This window comes from Nocardia sp. NBC_00565 (genome assembly GCF_036345915.1).
GTDB lineage: Bacteria > Actinomycetota > Actinomycetes > Mycobacteriales > Mycobacteriaceae > Nocardia.
On sequence record NZ_CP107785.1, the window covers coordinates 1,267,111 to 1,282,427 of the forward strand.

The following is a 15,317-nucleotide window of genomic DNA, read 5'->3' on the forward strand; positions in this document are numbered from 1 at the left end:
GTCCCATCATGTTGAAGACACGATTCACCGAAGAGTTCGGCGTCGAGCATCCGATCGTCCAGGGCGGCATGATGTGGGTCGGCCGTGCCGAGCTCGCCGCGGCGGTCTCCGAGGCGGGCGGTCTGGGCATCATCACCGGGCTCACGCAGCCCACGCCGGAGGACCTCGTCAAGGAGATCGCGCGCGCCCGGGAGCTGACCGACAAGCCGTTCGGCGTCAACCTCACCCTCACGTTGTCGATCAACCCGCCGCCGTACGACGAGTACCGGCAGGCGATCATCGAGTCCGGGGTGACGATCGTCGAGACCGCGGGCTCGAACCCGCAGGTGCACGTCGAGCACTTCAAGCAGCACGGCATAAAGGTGATCCACAAGTGCACCAGCGTCCGGCACGCCCTCAAGGCAGAGAGCCTCGGCGTCGACGCGCTGAGCATCGACGGCTTCGAATGTGCCGGACATCCTGGTGAGGACGACGTTCCCGGCTTGGTGCTGATTCCCGCGGCGGCCGACAAACTGACCGTCCCGATCCTCGCCTCCGGCGGATTCGCTGATGGTCGAGGCCTGGCCGCGGCGCTCGCGCTCGGCGCCGACGGCATCAATATGGGCACCCGTTTCATGTGCACCGCGGAGAGTCCGATCCATCAGAAGGTCAAGGAGCAGATCGTCGAGGCGAGCGAGCTCGACACCCAGCTCATCTTCCGGCAGCTGCGCAACACCATGCGCGCGGCGAAGAACTCGGTGAGCGAAGAAGTGGTCGAGATTCTCGGCAAGGGGGGGCGATTCAAGGATGTGCAGGAGCTGGTCGCAGGCACTCGCGGTCGGAAGGTGTACGAGAACGGTGATCCGGAGGCCGGCATCTGGACCGTCGGGATGGTGCAGGGCCTGATCCATGACATCCCGGCCGCCGGTGAGCTGGTCACCCGGATCGCCGCCGCGGCCGAGACCGTCCTGCGTCGCAACGCGGCGCTGATCTCGGATCCGGTCGTGGTCTCCTGACACTGTCGGGCAAGGAGCGCAATGAGTATCGCTACCGCTGAGCAGGGCCGCCCCGTGGAGTTCCGCCGGGCCGGTGGCCTGCGGCTGGCGGGGGATTACTGGGGGCACGACGGCGACCCGGTGGTGCTGCTGCACGGAACCGGACAGACTCGACACTTATGGAAGCGGACGGGTATTCACCTGGCGGCCAAGAGGTTTCGTGTCATCGCGATCGATACTCGCGGCCACGGGGACAGTGCGTGGGCACGGTCGGCCGCCGAATACGGCTGGGACACACTCACTCAGGACGTGCGTGCGGTCATCGACGAGATCGGGGAACCGGTCACCATCATCGGGGCGAGCCTCGGTGGCTAGTCGAATTCGTTTGAGAAATAAGGAGTCCCGATGGGTGAGAAGAACGACGGAGTCGAGGCCGAGCCGGTGCTGGTCACTCGCGAGGGCCATGTCGCGATCCTGACGCTGAATCGGCCCGATCGACGCAATGCGATCAATCGGGCCATGCGCAAGGCGATCAAGCGGGAACTGTGGAAGGCCGATGCCGACGAGGATGTCCGGGTCGTGGTGATTACCGGCGCTGGGAGCGCGTTCTCCGCTGGCGTCGACCTGCCCGAGGCGCTGACCGGTCCGCCACCGCGCACGGAGGGAACTACGCCGACCCAGGTTGTGCGCGCAATCGGCAAGCCGGTGATCGCTGCGGTCAACGGGCCCTGCTATACGGGAGCTTTCGAGTTCGCGGTGAGCTGCTCGTTCATTATCGCCTCCGAGCAGGCCGTATTCGCCGACACCCACGCCTCGATCGGACTGCTGAACGGCTGGGGCGGCAGTGCGATGCTGCCCCGGATCGTCGGATTGCCGGCCGCGATTCAGATCATCCTCAGCGGCGATCCGATCGATTCCGCGACCGCGCTGCGCATCGGTTTGGCGAACGAGGTCGTGCCGCACGAGCAGCTGATGCAGCGGACTCTCGCGATCGCGGAATCCATTGCGGACAGCCACCCGGTCGCGGTGCAGCGAATGCTGCGCCTGCTCAAGGAGGGCGCCGGCGCGTCGGTGGCGCATGCACTCGGCCTCGAGGCGGAGGCCTCGGCGTCCTGGCGGCCGGACGGCAAGGATATCGGTGATCGCTTCGACAAGCGCCCGGCCAAGTCGAGCTCGGATGCCTGAGCCGGCTGCGCCGAGGTATGCCGACGAGCTGCGGACGGTGCCACTGTGAGTGCACTGCTGCTCGACGGTGTGCTTGCGGTGGCGAACCAGCTGGCGACGTCAACACCGTCGAGGGGCAGCCCGGATCTGCCGCACTGAGCGAGGCATATCGGGTTGCCGCGAACAAGCTGCTGCTGCCCGACCGCTGAACCGGCTGAGGCGGCAGGGCGGGCTGGGCATTACTGCGCGGGCGCACACGTGGTGCTGCGTCCCTTTCCGTCATCCGGGACTTCCGCTCTGCACCCTCGGACTGTAATCTATGACTAAGTTAACCTAGTGCTTATTGAGATAGCTGAGGAGGCGTGGTGGGATCGATGACAGAGCCGGTGGAGCAAGCGACCGGGCAGGGCGACTGGCGTACGCGCTTGACCGCGTTGCTCGACGACTATGCGAAGCGACCCCGGCCGGAGACCTCGCGTGACCGGGCCGTGGCCGCGCGGGCGTGGCAGTCGGAAATGGTCGACGCCGGCGTCGCCGCGCCGGGCTGGCCCAAGACAGTCGGCGGGCTCGAGCTCGGCCTCGAGGACCAGCTCGACTACTACCGGATGACCAGCGCCGCCGGTGTGCCGAAGCACCCGAGCCCGATCTCCTTCATCGTCGCGCCCACGCTGATCGTCTACGGCACCGAACTACAGAAGAAGCGTTTCCTCGAGCCGCTGCTGCGGGCCGACGAGACATGGTGCCAGGGCTTCTCCGAACCCGGCGCAGGCAGCGACCTTGCCTCACTGTCCACCAAGGCGGTACGCGACGGCGACAGCTATCGCGTCACCGGCCAGAAGATCTGGACCACCCAGGCCACCGGGGCCGACTGGATGTTCGCGCTCGTGCGCACCGGCCCGGCCGGCCGCGGCACTGCAGGTATCAGCTACCTGCTGATCCAGATGGATTCGCCCGGCATCGAAGTCCGCCCGCTCAAGGACGCTTCCGGTGGCCACCACTTCGCCGAGGTCTTCTTCGACGACGTCGTGGTGCCCGCCGAGAACCTGGTCGGTGAGGAGGGCAAGGGCTGGTCGGTGATGCGGACCTCCCTCGGCCACGAGCGCGCGACCGCATTCCTCGCCGACGAGTTTCGCTACCGCGGCCTGGTCGACAAGGTGTTCTCACTCGCGATCGAACACGGCTACGCGGACAACGCCCTGATCCGCCAGGAACTCGCGTTCGTCGAGACCGGCGTGCGAGCCATCGCAGCGAACAGCGCGCGTGCGCTCGACGCGGTACTGCGCAACTCGGATCCGGGTGGCGTCGCCTCGGTGAACCGGCTGGTCAAATCGGAATTCGAACAGCAACTACACCGGCTCGCACAGCGGCTGACCGGATCGGGCGCGGCGCTGAGCAACCGCTCCGAAGGCGCCGTCGACGCGGGCCGCTGGACCTACGGCTACTTCATGTCCAGGGCCTCGACCATCGGCGCGGGCACGGCGGAAATTCAGCGCAACGCCATCGCCGAGCAGGTCCTCGGGCTGCCGTCGCACCGCGGCGAGGGCACCCGTCCCGCGGTGGTCGCACCGGGCCGACCCCTGACCCCGCCCGAGGAGGCCGAGGCCGCGCTGCGCGAGGTGCTCGGCAAGGCGCTGGCGTCGCACGCCGCCGCCGAACAGTTGCTGTCCTGGGCGTCCAAGACCGCCGACTATGACATCGGGCTCTGGGACGAGCTGGTCAGGTTCGGGCTGCCCGGTCTCGCGCTTCCGGAGGATCTCGGTGGCGGCGGCGCCGAGTTGCGGCTGCTGGCGGCTGCGGTCGAGGAGGCCGGCTACGCGGTCGCCCCGGTGCCTCTGGTCCCGACATTGATCGCGCTCGAGGTGCTGCGACAGGCCGGTGCCATCGATGCCGTGCGCGCGGTGTGCGACGGCGCCACCGCCGCATTCGTCGTGCCCGTCGACGATAACGGCTGGGTGGTCGACGGCCCGTTGCCGACGCTGGACGGTTCCCGGCTGTCGGGTTCGGTCGAGCGAGTGCCAGGTGCGCCGGTCGCCGACCGGCTGGTGCTCCTCGCCCGCGACGCCGCCACCGGCGAACTCGTCCTCGGCACGGCGAAACCCATCGAGGTCGAGATCGAACCGCAGGAATCGGTGGACGTGACGGGCACCATCGCAGTGGTGGTGCTGGACGGGGTCGAGCCGGAGGTCATCGCCCGCGGAGCCGAGGTGACCCGAATCCTCGACGCCGCCCGGCCGGTGGCCCAGCTGGTACTCGCGGCGGACTCGGTCGGCGTCGCGAACCGGGCCTTGGCACTGGCCGTCGACTGGGCCGGGCAGCGCGAACAGTTCGGACACCTCATCGGCTCGTATCAGGCCATCTCGCATCGCTGTGCCGACATGCTGATCCGCGCGGAAGGCTCGCGCTCCCAGGTGTTGTCGGCCACGGATCTCGAGGCCGACGACGCCGAGGCCCGGCTCGTCTCCGATATCGCCGCGGCCGCCGCGCTCGATGCCGCGGTCTGGGCGGCCGAGAACTGCATCCAGATCCACGGCGGCATCGGCTTCACCTGGGAACACCCCGCGCACGTGCTGCTGCGCCGGGCCACCGCCAACCAGGTGGCGCTCGGCCGACCCGAGAATCTGCGCGACCGTGCCGCCGGTGCGGTCCTGGCCCGGCTGTCCTGACCAGGCAAGGAGATCTCGTGACCTCGATCGATGCGGGCCTGACCCTGCTCCGGGTGTGTCTGGGGCTGACCATGGCCGCCCACGGATACGGAAAGTTCTTCCGCGGCGGGCGAATTCCTGGAACCGCGCGATGGTTCGACAGTATCGGTATGCGTCCCGGCACGGTCCAGGCGTGGCTCGCGGCCGGTACCGAGGTGGGCAGCGGAATCCTGCTCGCGCTCGGTCTGCTCACCCCCTTCGCGGCGGCCGCCTTCGTCTCCCTGATGGCGGTGGCCGCATGGACGGTGCACCGCGAACACGGCTTCTTCATCGCCGGCAACGGGTGGGAGTACAACCTGATCCTCGCGGTCGGCGCGATATCGGTCGCGGTCGGCGGCGCAGGACGGATAAGCCTGGACTGGGCGATCTTCGGGCACAACATCTTCGACGGCTGGGCCGGACTCGCGGTGTCGGTGGTGCTCGGCCTCGGTGCCGCCGCGGCGTTGCTGGGTGCGTGCTACCGCCCGGTGCGCGAACCTGGCATTGCGAGCTAGCCACCCAGGCGCGGACATAACTGTTTCGCACTGCCGAGGATGACTGGGCGCGTAATCATGCCGAGCGCAAGAGCATTCATCGGACCGAGGACTCTGCGGAAGGGCCGCGCGCGTTCGTCGAGAAACGCGCACCCGTATGGAAGGGACGATGAGCATGGAGTTCGAGCACCTGGGGCGCAGTGGTGTCACCGTCTCGCGGCTGTGTCTGGGCGCGATGTCGTTTGGAGCCCTGGGCAACACCGATCACGACGACTGCCGCGCGATCATCGATCGCGCGCTGGAGGCGGGTATCAACTTCATCGATACCGCTGATGTGTATTCGCGGGGCGAGTCCGAGGAAATCGTCGGGAAGGCGATCGTCGGCAGGCGTGACGATGTAGTGGTCGCGACCAAATTCTTCAATCCCATGAGCCGTGACGCCAACCATCGCGGGGCGTCGCGCCGTTGGATCGTGCGGGCCTGCGAGGACAGCTTGCGCCGCCTCGGCACCGACTACATCGACCTGTACCAGGTGCACCGACTCGACGAGGCCACCGATCTGGACGAAACCCTCGGCGCGCTGTCGGATCTCGTTCGTTCCGGCAAGGTGCGGATGGTCGGCACCTCGACCTTTCCGGCGGAGGCGATTGTCGAGGCCCAGTGGGCGGCCGCCGACCGACGCCATATCAGGCCGCGCTGTGAGCAGTCGCCGTACTCGATCTTCGTTCGCGGCGCCGAACGCGACGTGTTCCCCACCTGTCAGCGTTACGGGATGGGCACGATCGTCTGGAGTCCGTTGAACGGCGGCTGGCTCACCGGGAAGTACCGCGGTGACAATCAGCCCGACGGCGCGGCACGGTTCAGCCGCCTCGGACGCGGGTCCTGGCGAATCGACTCCGACGGTGCGCAGCGCAAGCTCGCACTCCTGGACCGGCTCGACGAGATCGCCGCCGAGGCGGGCATCGACCTGATCACCCTGGCACTCGGGTTCACCCTCGCTCACCCCGCAGTGACCTCGACCATCATCGGCCCACGCACGATGGACCAGTTGGAAAGCCAGTTGAAGGTCGTGGACACCGCGCTGACCGACGAGGTGCTCGACCTCGTCGACGAGGTGGTCGCCCCGGGCGTGACTCTCGCGCGCGCCGACCTCGCCTACGAGCCACGGGCCCTGCGGCACAAGCACTTGCGCAGATCCGCACGGCCGATCGGAGCGAAGCCATGACCGACATCGCCACCTACGACCCGGAGGCGTTGCGCGCCAGGTGGTATCGAGACGGCTGGTACTCCGACCGCACCGCCGTCGATGCGCTGGAGCATGGCGGAGAGAAGTACGCGAGCGCGTCGGTGGTATTCGCCGGGGCGGACGCGCTGATCGACACCTCGGTGGGGGAGATTCATCATGAGGCGCGGCGAATCGCGGCCGCATTGCAGGGGATGGGCGTCGGGCCCGGCGACGCGGTGGTCGTCCAACTACCCAGCCGGTTCGAATGTTCGGTGGCCTACGAGGCGGTCCTGCTCACCGGTGCGACGCTGGTCCCGGTCGTACACATCTACGGCACGGCCGAGCTGTCGTTCATCCTCACGGAGTCCGGGGCGAAGATCCTGATCATGCCGGACCGGATCCGCTCGACTCGATACACCGACCGGATCGCCGAGCTGTCCGCGATTCCCACGCTCGAACAGATCGTGGTGGTCGGCGACGGGGAATACGCGGGCGCGATGAGCTGGGGGCAACTCGACCGGGACGGCGTGTACGCCGAACCGAGCGTGCGGTCCGATGACGTATGCCTGCTCGTCTACACCTCCGGGACCACCTCGGCGCCGAAAGGTGTTCAGCACAGCCACAATTCGATGCTCGCCGAGCAGAGTACGCTTCCGTATCTGCAGAACACGACGGCAGGGGCGGTGCATCTGGTCTCGTTCCCGCCGGGACACATCGCGGGCGTGGCCAGTGTGCTGCGCCCGATTCTGCACGGTACCGAGACCGTCTACATGGAGACCTGGGACCCGTGCACAGCAGTCGAACTGATCGGCCGGTACTGCGTCACCTCCACGGTCGGCACCCCGTTCCACCTGACCGGGATCCTCGACGTCGCGGACCGCGGCGACAAACTGGCCACCCTGACCGAATTGATGCTGGGGGCGGCCACGGTCCCGGACGAACTCGGCAGGCGCGCCGCTGCGGCCGGCATCAACACCTACCGGTGCTACGGATCGACCGAACATCCGACCATCACCGTCTGCGGTGTCGACGATCCGCAGGACGCACGCATCCACACCGACGGTGCCCCGCTGCCCGGCGTCGAAGTCCGCGTCCTCGACCCCGAAGGCCGGGATCTGGCGCTCGGGGTCGACGGCGAGATCGTCACCCGCGGACCCGACCAGTTCGTCGGCTACCGCGATTCCTCGCTCGACCGGGCCGCATTCACCGAGGACGGCTGGATGCGCACCGGCGACCTCGGGCACCTGGACAGCGACGGCCGGGTCTCGATCACCGATAGGCTCAAGGACGTCATCATCCGTGCGGGCGAGACGATCTCCTCCGGCCAGATCGAGGATGTGCTGGCCGTGCACCCGGCCGTCGCCGAGGGCGTGGTCGTGGCGGCGCCGGACGAGCGGTACGGCGAGGTCGCCGCCGCGATCGTGGTGCTCGCCCCCGGTGCCGAACTCGATCTGGACGAGGTCCGCCGGCACTTCGCCGCATCCGGTCTGGCCAGGCAGAAGACCCCCGAAAAGCTGACGATCGTCGACGAACTGCCGCGCACCGCGGTGGGCAAGATCCGCAAGGCCGACTTGCGTAAGAAATACTTCGCCAAGGTGGACAACACATGATCAACTGGAACTCGCTACGGTTGCCGGTGATGGCGGCACCGATGTTCATCGTCTCCAACCTCGACCTGGTCATCGCCTCCTGCCGGGCCGGCATCATCGGCGCCTTCCCGTCGGCCAACCCGCGCCGCCCGGAAACCCTCGAAACGTGGCTGCACGCCATCCGCGAGGCCGAGAAGCAGACGGTGGACGCCGGTGGCGATTTCGCGCCGTTCTGCGTGAACATGCTGGCCTCCGCGGCCCTGGACAGGCAGTCGCGCGACGAGGCGCTGGCCACCGTGCGCAAGCATCAGGCGCCGCTGATCCTGACCAATATGGGCGACCCGCGCGAGGTCGTCGAGGCGGCACACGAGTGGGGCGGCCAGGTTTTTCACGACGTGACGACCATCCGGCACGCCGAGAAGGCGATCGAGGCCGGCGTCGACGGACTGATGCTGGTGTGCGCCGGCGCGGGCGGGCATGCGGGAACGCTGTCGCCGTTCTCGTTCCTGCCGAAGGTGCGCAGCATCTTCGACGGCCGGATCATGCTGGCCGGCGGTATCGCCGATGGCAACGGGATCGCGGCGGCACTCGCTCTGGGCGCCGACATCGTCGTGATGGGCACCCGGTTCATCGCGACGGCCGAGTCGGGCACCGTCGAAGACCACAAACACATGCTGGTGACGTCGAAGAGCGAGGACGTACTGTTCACCGACGCGATCGCCGGTCTACCCGCCAGCTTCCTCGAACCCTCGATCATCAAAGCCGGCCTCGACCCCCGGAACCTGCCGCGCCCGACCGGCAAGCACCGGCCGAACCTGCCCGAGGGCGTCAAAGCGTGGAAGTCGGTGTGGAGCGCCGGTCACTCGACCGGGCTGATCGACGATGTGCCGAGCGTGCAGGCGGTCGTGGACCGACTCGCCGCCGAGCTCGCCGCCGCGCGGGTGCCCGGACATTGGCGAAAGGCACTGTCGGACAAGGGCTGAATCAGCTCGAGGCCGTATTCGAAAGGAGGGGCCATGCTCGACGAGAAGGAATGGGGTGCGGTGTGAATCTCACGGAACTGGCCGCCCGGTACGAAGACAAGCCCGCAATCGTCATGGCGACCGACGGCGACACGCTGACATATCGCGAGCTCGAACAACGCTCGAACCAGATCGCGCAGCTGTTCCGATCCCGCGGACTGCGCCCCGGCGACCACATCGCGATCCTGATGCAGAACCAGCTCGAGGTTTTCCCGGTCGCCTGGGCCGCGCAGCGATCCGGCCTGCTCTACACGCCGGTCAACCGGCATCTGAGTGCCGAGGAGGCGGCCTACATCGTCGAGAACTGCGGCGCGCGCATGCTGATCCACTCGGCATCGCTGACCGATCTCGCCGAGGCCGCCGAGGTCGCCGCACCCGAGCTGCGGTCGCGACTGGTGGTCGGCGGGAGCGCCGACCACGCCGAGCGACTCGAAGACGCGATCGCGGACTTGCCGACCACGCCCATCGATGACGAGTCCGAGGGCTACTACATGCTGTACTCATCCGGAACGACGGGAAGGCCCAAAGGAATTCTCCCGACACTGACCGGGCAGCCGTTCGGTGCCGGACTGGGCATCGACCACCTGATGGGCACCGCGTTCGGTTTCGGACCCGACTCGGTCTACCTCAGCCCGGGACCGCTTTACCACGCCGCTCCGCTGGGCTGGACCCTCGGCACCGTCCGCAACGGCGGCACCGCGATCGTGATGGAGAAATTCGACGCCGAACGCACCCTGCAGCTCATCGACGAGTTCCAGGTCACCCACGCGCAGTTCGTACCCACCATGTTCGTGCGAATGCTGAAGCTGCCCAACGACATTCGTGACCGCTACGACGTATCCAGCGTTCGCCTGGTCGTGCACGCCGCGGCCCCGTGCCCGGTGGAGGTCAAACAGCGCATGATCGAGTGGTTCGGACCCAAGCTGACCGAGTTCTACTCCGGCAGCGAAGGAACCGGATTCTTCATGATCAACACACCTGAGTGGCTCACCCACCGAGGCTCGGTCGGCAGGGCTGTTCAAGGTGTTGTACATATCTGCGACGACGACGGCGACGAACTCCCGCCCGGCGAGGTGGGCGCCGTCTGGTTCAGTGACATCCAGCGATTCGAGTACCTGGGCGATGCCGCCAAAACCGCGGAGGCGTTCAACGACAAGGGCTGGAACACCCTCGGCGACCTCGGCCACGTCGACGAGGACGGCTACCTCTACCTGTCGGCCCGCCGCTCCGACCTGATCCTTTCCGGCGGGGTCAACATCTACCCGCAGGAGATCGAGGACGCCCTGACCCTGCACCCCGCGGTACTTGATGTGGCGGTGATCGGGCTATCGGACGACGAGATGGGCCAGCGGGTGCACGCCGTCGTGCTACCGGCCCCCGGCGTGACGCCGGGCCCGGACACCGAGCGAGAACTGATCGACTACTGCCGTGACAGGCTGGCGCACTACAAGGCGCCCCGATCGATCGCATTCGGCGAGGTGCCACGGCTGCCGAGCGGAAAGATCCTGCGGCGCCAGCTGATAGCGGAATACGGCGGTGCCGAGGAACGACTGACCCCGAGCTGACCCGGCTGCGCCGGAACCGGAATCCGAATCCTCGGCAGACCGGGAGGTGCGAACGCCGCAGGGCGCATCCGCAGTCGCGCGGCGGTGTGGTCCGTCGGTGAACCAGACCGCCGCACGATCCTGAGCAGACCTCAGCGCGGCGCCATCCGGATGGCGCCGTCGAGGCGGATCGTCTCGCCGTTGAGCATCGGGTTGGCGACGATGTGCGCGGCTAGGGCGCCGTACTCGGACGGATCGCCGAGGCGGGACGGGTGCGGCACCTGGGCGCCGAGCGACCTCTGGGCCTCGTCGGGCAGGGTGCCGAGCAGCGGCGTCTTGAAAAGCCCTGGCGCGATGGTGTTTACGCGAATCAGCAACGACGCGAGGTCGCGCGCGATGGGCAGCGTCATGCCTACGACACCGCCCTTGGACGCGGAATAGGCGGCCTGGCCGATCTGCCCCTCGAAGGCGGCGACCGAGGCGGTGTTGATGATGACGCCGCGTTCGCCGTCGACCGGTTCGGTCTTGGCGATGCGCTCGGCGGCCAGGCGCAGCACGTTGAACGTGCCGATGAGGTTGACGGTGACGACCTTGGTGAAGGCATCCAGAGGGAAGGGTCCCTTCTTGCTGACGGTCTTGACGGCGTTGCCGATGCCGGCGCAGTTGACCGCAACCCGCAGCGGCCCGAGCGATTCGGCGACATCGAGGGCCTCCGATACCGCACTCGCGTCGGTGACATCGGCGGCGGCGAAGCGCACCCGGTCACCGAGCTCCTCGGCGACGGCCTCGCCGTTGGAGGAGGGAAGGTCGATGATGACGACGTGCGCGCCGTCGGCGAGCAGAGCCTTGGTCGTGGCCAAACCGAGGCCGGAGGCGCCGCCGGTGACGACGGCGGCGCTGTCGTTGATCTGCATCTGGATTGTCCTTTCCTGGTGGCGAGGATTTCGCCGACTACCTACAACATAGTTCACTATGTAATCTATCTAAAGTAGGTGTGGTTGGAGATACAACGGTTCCCGGCGAACTTCGAATTGGCGGGTGCCAGGATCGAGGGGTGATGTACGAACGGTTGTTACTCGCCCCCCGCGAGTTGGAGCTACGGATGAGCCCGCTGGGCGATCCGGAGTCGCCGCTATTGCTGATCTCGCTGGACGACTGGCGTGACGAGCCCGCAGATCGGGTTCTGCGGGCGGCCGCAGCGGTGTCCGGAACACTTCGAATCGCCGTGGGCATACTCGAGTCCGCGCCGACGCCGATTGTGGAACCGTTACTGCGTGCCATGACGCTGACTCTGTCGTCGACCGCGGCGGGGGAGGGGCGCGAGCTGATCGGGTGTGACGACATCGCGGCGGGTCTGGATCGGCTCTCGAGCGCGGTGGACCGTAACCCCCGCGCGAGTGTGGCGTTGGCCAGGCTGTTGCGTCAGACGGTGACGTCGGATGTCGAGGCGGGACTCGCTGCGGAAGCGGCGGTGTATTCGATGCTGTTGGGCGGCAACGAGTTTGCGCGCTGGCGCACCGAACATTCAGTGCGCCCGATGGTTTCGTCCAAGAGGCCGTTGGTGCGGGTCGATCGCACCGGTGACCGGCTCGCGGTCGTACTCGACAATCCCGGCCGTCGCAATGCGTTGAGTATGCGGATGCGAGAGTCGCTGCTGGAGGCATTTCAGCTGGCGGAGCTCGATCCATCGATCGCGCAGGTCGAATTACGTGGTGCAGGACCGGCTTTCTGTAGCGGGGGTGATCTCGACGAATTCGGTGTCGCCACCGATCTGGTCGCCGCTTATCTGGTGCGTCTCGAGCGAGCTCCGTGGCGGATCATCGATCGGCTGCGCGATCGGTTCACGGCGCGGGTGCATGGAGCTTGTATCGGGGCGGGAATCGAGATGGCAGCCTTCGCCGGTCGGCTGATCGCCGACTCCGACACGTTCTTTCAGCTGCCCGAGATCGGGATGGGTCTGGTCCCAGGCGCCGGCGGAACGGTGAGTGTGGTCCGGCGCACCGGACGGTGGCGGGCGGCCTGGATGATGCTGACCGGGGAACGGCTCGATGTGGAGACCGCCTTGCGGTGGGGGCTGGTCGATCAGATTGATTCCTAGGACATCGTTGGCGCTGGAAAGCGTGTGCATCTGCGCCGAAATCGCGGCTAGCGGGGTGGGCCGCTGCTCGCCGCTGTCAGTGCCTCTTGGCGGACGCCTGCGATGATCCACTGAATCGTGCGTCGGAAGGATTCCTCGCCTGCTGGCGTGCCCGAGCTGTTTTCGCGGGATTGTGGCGGCTGCCGCAGCGCCTGCACCTCGGTCCGGGTCGCGCGACGCGCCGGCGGCTGCGGAGCTTGTCTGTGATGGCGACCGCTGGCGCCGCTCGGATTGGTAGCGGGACCGTTTCCCCTACGTTCGGTAATCCTCGGTCAATGTGTCACTGTGGCGCGATGATCGGGTTCGGCGGATTAGGGTGGTCAGCAATATTAGGGCTGTCAGGATCAGGGCGTGTGCGGTGAAGAGCGCCAGCATTGGGAGGGCGAAGCCTTCGTTGGTGAGGGTGCCGCGGTTGTCTACGCAGTACAGGGTGTAGTTGGTGGAAGTTCCTTCTGAGTCGTGGAAGGTGTCCGAGACGACCATGGGTTCTGTGGTCGGGGGTGAACAGAACAGGGGTGCGGTGAGTTTCGCTTCGCCGGGCCAGATGGCGACGGGTATGACCGTGGTCAGGAGGCCGGCGGTGAGGCCGGTTGTGACTGCTGTCACCAGTAAGCGGGGCATCGGTTATACCTGCTGCAGTCGTAGGAATGTGCCGGTGCGGTCGAATTCGGCGATCATCTCCGAGCGTGGCGACAGAATGTTGGCGACTACGCGGATTTCGTGGCCGAAGCGGCTCACTACGATGACGGTCACCTGGCCGTCGGGTAGTGCGCTGTGGGTGAGGGCGGTGTCGACGATGTCTTCTATGCGCGATAGGCCGGGCACTTCGCTGATGGTGAAGTCTTCGCCGTCGAGGTCGTCGAAGGCGGAAACCCGTACCGGGCGTGGTGAACTGAGGGCGTCGAGGGTGAAGGAATAGTCGTCGAGTTGGCGGGATCGGTCCGGTGGCCGGACGCGCAGGCGCACGGTGGGTTCGCGGGTGGTCAGGTCGTCGCCTTCGGCCAGGAATCTGGCTACCTGGTCGGGTTGGTCGTTCAAGGCCAGCCGGAACTGGCTCGAGTTCGGTGGGGTGAGGATGATGAGGTTCGCCTCGAGGTCGGTGGCGCCTGTTCGCTGTGTGAGTGCGGCGATGGCTGCCTGTGGCAGCGTGCTCACCAATCCGCCGCCGCGAGTTCGTATCTGGTGCTCGAAGTCTGCACGGTCCACTGCGCCGATGCATCCACTGGCACTGCCGAGCACGGCCAGGCATACGAGGACTCGAAACCACTTGCCGCGGCGCATATCCCGAATGCTAGCGGCTGCGTTTCGATCATGCGGGTCTGCGGATCCGGCACCGTCGAACTGACATCCTTGCGCCAGGGGAGCACGGCCCTTTCTGGCCTATTCGGGTCCTACCCCTTCTTGGCGCTGAATTCCGGGCTGTCGTCTCTCTCCCCGTCACCTTGTTCGTGGCTCTGACAACGGGGCCACGGTCGCCAGTCCCGGTATGACGTTCCCCCTGTCGCATTCATGATCCGGGCGGTGGTGTCGCCGGGTCCTGGTGGCGTCGACGGACCGCTGATGGGGCCAGGGCTGCTGGTAGACGCGTGCGGTGACAGGCTTCGGCAAGGGCAGGGTCAGTGCTGGCGTGCTGAGCGTGGTCGTAGGTGGTCGCACCGGTGGACGCCATCCAGTCCAGGATCCGCACCAGCGCATCGGCGCGGGTGTAGTTCGGGACGCCGAGCGGCGATGCTCACAACTCGACTTCGTGCACTGCGGCACCGGCTCGCACTTCGAGGACCGACAGCAGGACCATCCGGCACACCGACATATCCGACATGTGTCCACGCAGGGTTATCACCGCGTGCGCCGCGGCTCGCCGGCATTCCTGGACGAGATCGACGAACGCCGGGGGCAGTGTCCCGTTCTGTGGTGAGGGCTCGCGGAACACGGTGCCCAGCTCGTAGCCGAGTGACCTGGCAGTGTCCCGCAGTCTGTCTTCGCTCGAATTCGAGTCGCGGTCACAGAGCAAATCGTCGCGCAAGTATCCGTATGCAAGAGGTAATAGTGCAGTTGTCATGGGATGATTCGGTTTTCCGGTCGGCCGGCCACGAGAGATTACCTCTGTCAGCCGGATGGATCTGTCATCGCAGGGCGGCATATATGCACCTGTTTGCCGTTGACTCGGCATGAAGTCGAGCTCGGCCGTCGCAAGATCGTGTGGTTGAAGGTTTGGTGACGCCGTCGCCACCAGGCCTTCGTCTGCTGCACGACAACCAGCATGGGCCGTAGGTTTAGACCCTGCATCGGTAGTGGACGTGGGATATACCTATGGAAAGGCATCAGCAGGGCGTGCGAACACAAGCACCACTGGAGCGGGCGGGCGACTGACCTCGAAAAATGCCGACAATCGTTCGACATCGGCATCGAGTACGGCACTCACGGAGACCAGAAGGGTGAGACCGCAGCCTGATCCTCGAACATCAGCGCGAAGGCATCGCCGCCGCG

General features: G+C 66.7%; 14 protein-coding genes. 10 read left to right on the plus strand and 4 right to left on the minus strand.

Annotated elements, in window-relative coordinates:
- Positions 1-8: 8 nt before the first annotated feature.
- The 9 genes from OG874_RS06230 to OG874_RS06270 all read left to right on the plus strand — a co-directional run bounded on the left by OG874_RS06230 (position 9) and on the right by OG874_RS06270 (position 10,714).
- Positions 9-995 (plus strand): NAD(P)H-dependent flavin oxidoreductase, encoded by a 987-nt coding sequence (locus tag OG874_RS06230; protein ID WP_330254155.1) that lies wholly within the window; start codon positions 9-11, stop codon positions 993-995.
- A gap of 21 nt (positions 996-1,016) precedes the next feature.
- Positions 1,017-1,349 carry an alpha/beta fold hydrolase gene (locus OG874_RS06235; RefSeq protein WP_330254156.1) on the plus strand — a complete coding sequence of 111 codons (333 nt, stop codon included), beginning with the start codon at positions 1,017-1,019 and terminating at the stop codon, positions 1,347-1,349.
- Between the two features lie 30 nt (positions 1,350-1,379).
- A complete protein-coding gene (locus OG874_RS06240; RefSeq protein WP_330254157.1) occupies positions 1,380-2,159 on the plus strand; it encodes an enoyl-CoA hydratase-related protein in 780 nt (259 codons plus the stop codon).
- A 353-nt stretch (positions 2,160-2,512) separates the two neighbouring features.
- A complete protein-coding gene (locus OG874_RS06245) occupies positions 2,513-4,801 on the plus strand; it encodes an acyl-CoA dehydrogenase family protein (RefSeq protein WP_330254158.1) in 2,289 nt (762 codons plus the stop codon).
- A gap of 17 nt (positions 4,802-4,818) precedes the next feature.
- Positions 4,819-5,334, plus strand: a complete 516-nt coding sequence (locus OG874_RS06250; RefSeq protein ID WP_330254159.1) for a DoxX family protein — start codon at positions 4,819-4,821, stop codon at positions 5,332-5,334.
- A 154-nt stretch (positions 5,335-5,488) separates the two neighbouring features.
- A complete protein-coding gene (locus OG874_RS06255; protein WP_330257202.1) occupies positions 5,489-6,538 on the plus strand; it encodes an aldo/keto reductase in 1,050 nt (349 codons plus the stop codon).
- Positions 6,535-8,148 carry an AMP-binding protein gene (locus OG874_RS06260; RefSeq protein ID WP_330254160.1) on the plus strand — a complete coding sequence of 538 codons (1,614 nt, stop codon included), beginning with the start codon at positions 6,535-6,537 and terminating at the stop codon, positions 8,146-8,148. The genes OG874_RS06255 and OG874_RS06260 overlap by 4 nt, the downstream gene beginning before the upstream one ends.
- Positions 8,145-9,110 (plus strand): NAD(P)H-dependent flavin oxidoreductase, encoded by a 966-nt coding sequence (locus OG874_RS06265; RefSeq protein ID WP_330254161.1) that lies wholly within the window; start codon positions 8,145-8,147, stop codon positions 9,108-9,110. Before OG874_RS06260 ends, OG874_RS06265 begins: the two co-directional genes overlap by 4 nt.
- A gap of 62 nt (positions 9,111-9,172) precedes the next feature.
- Positions 9,173-10,714: an acyl-CoA synthetase gene (locus tag OG874_RS06270; RefSeq protein WP_442943298.1), complete on the plus strand. Its 1,542-nt coding sequence runs from the start codon at positions 9,173-9,175 to the stop codon at positions 10,712-10,714.
- Positions 10,715-10,845: 131 nt separating this feature from the next.
- On the opposite strand, the gene OG874_RS06275 is transcribed toward OG874_RS06270, so the two are convergent.
- Positions 10,846-11,607, minus strand: coding sequence for a 3-hydroxyacyl-CoA dehydrogenase (locus OG874_RS06275; RefSeq protein ID WP_330254163.1), 762 nt, complete (start codon positions 11,605-11,607; stop codon positions 10,846-10,848).
- Positions 11,608-11,750: 143 nt separating this feature from the next.
- On the opposite strand from OG874_RS06275, the gene OG874_RS06280 reads away from it, so the two are divergent.
- Positions 11,751-12,791: an enoyl-CoA hydratase/isomerase family protein gene (locus OG874_RS06280; RefSeq protein ID WP_330254164.1), complete on the plus strand. Its 1,041-nt coding sequence runs from the start codon at positions 11,751-11,753 to the stop codon at positions 12,789-12,791.
- Positions 12,792-13,082: 291 nt separating this feature from the next.
- On the opposite strand, the gene OG874_RS06285 is transcribed toward OG874_RS06280, so the two are convergent.
- The 3 genes from OG874_RS06285 to OG874_RS06295 form a co-directional block, all read right to left on the minus strand.
- Positions 13,083-13,451, minus strand: a complete 369-nt coding sequence (locus OG874_RS06285; RefSeq protein ID WP_330254165.1) for a hypothetical protein — start codon at positions 13,449-13,451, stop codon at positions 13,083-13,085.
- A 3-nt stretch (positions 13,452-13,454) separates the two neighbouring features.
- The gene (locus OG874_RS06290; RefSeq protein ID WP_330254166.1) at positions 13,455-14,111 is read right to left on the minus strand and encodes a hypothetical protein; all 657 of its coding nucleotides are present in this window, start codon (positions 14,109-14,111) and stop codon (positions 13,455-13,457) included.
- A 451-nt stretch (positions 14,112-14,562) separates the two neighbouring features.
- Positions 14,563-14,889 (minus strand): hypothetical protein, encoded by a 327-nt coding sequence (locus OG874_RS06295; RefSeq protein WP_330254167.1) that lies wholly within the window; start codon positions 14,887-14,889, stop codon positions 14,563-14,565.
- Positions 14,890-15,317 lie beyond the last annotated feature (428 nt).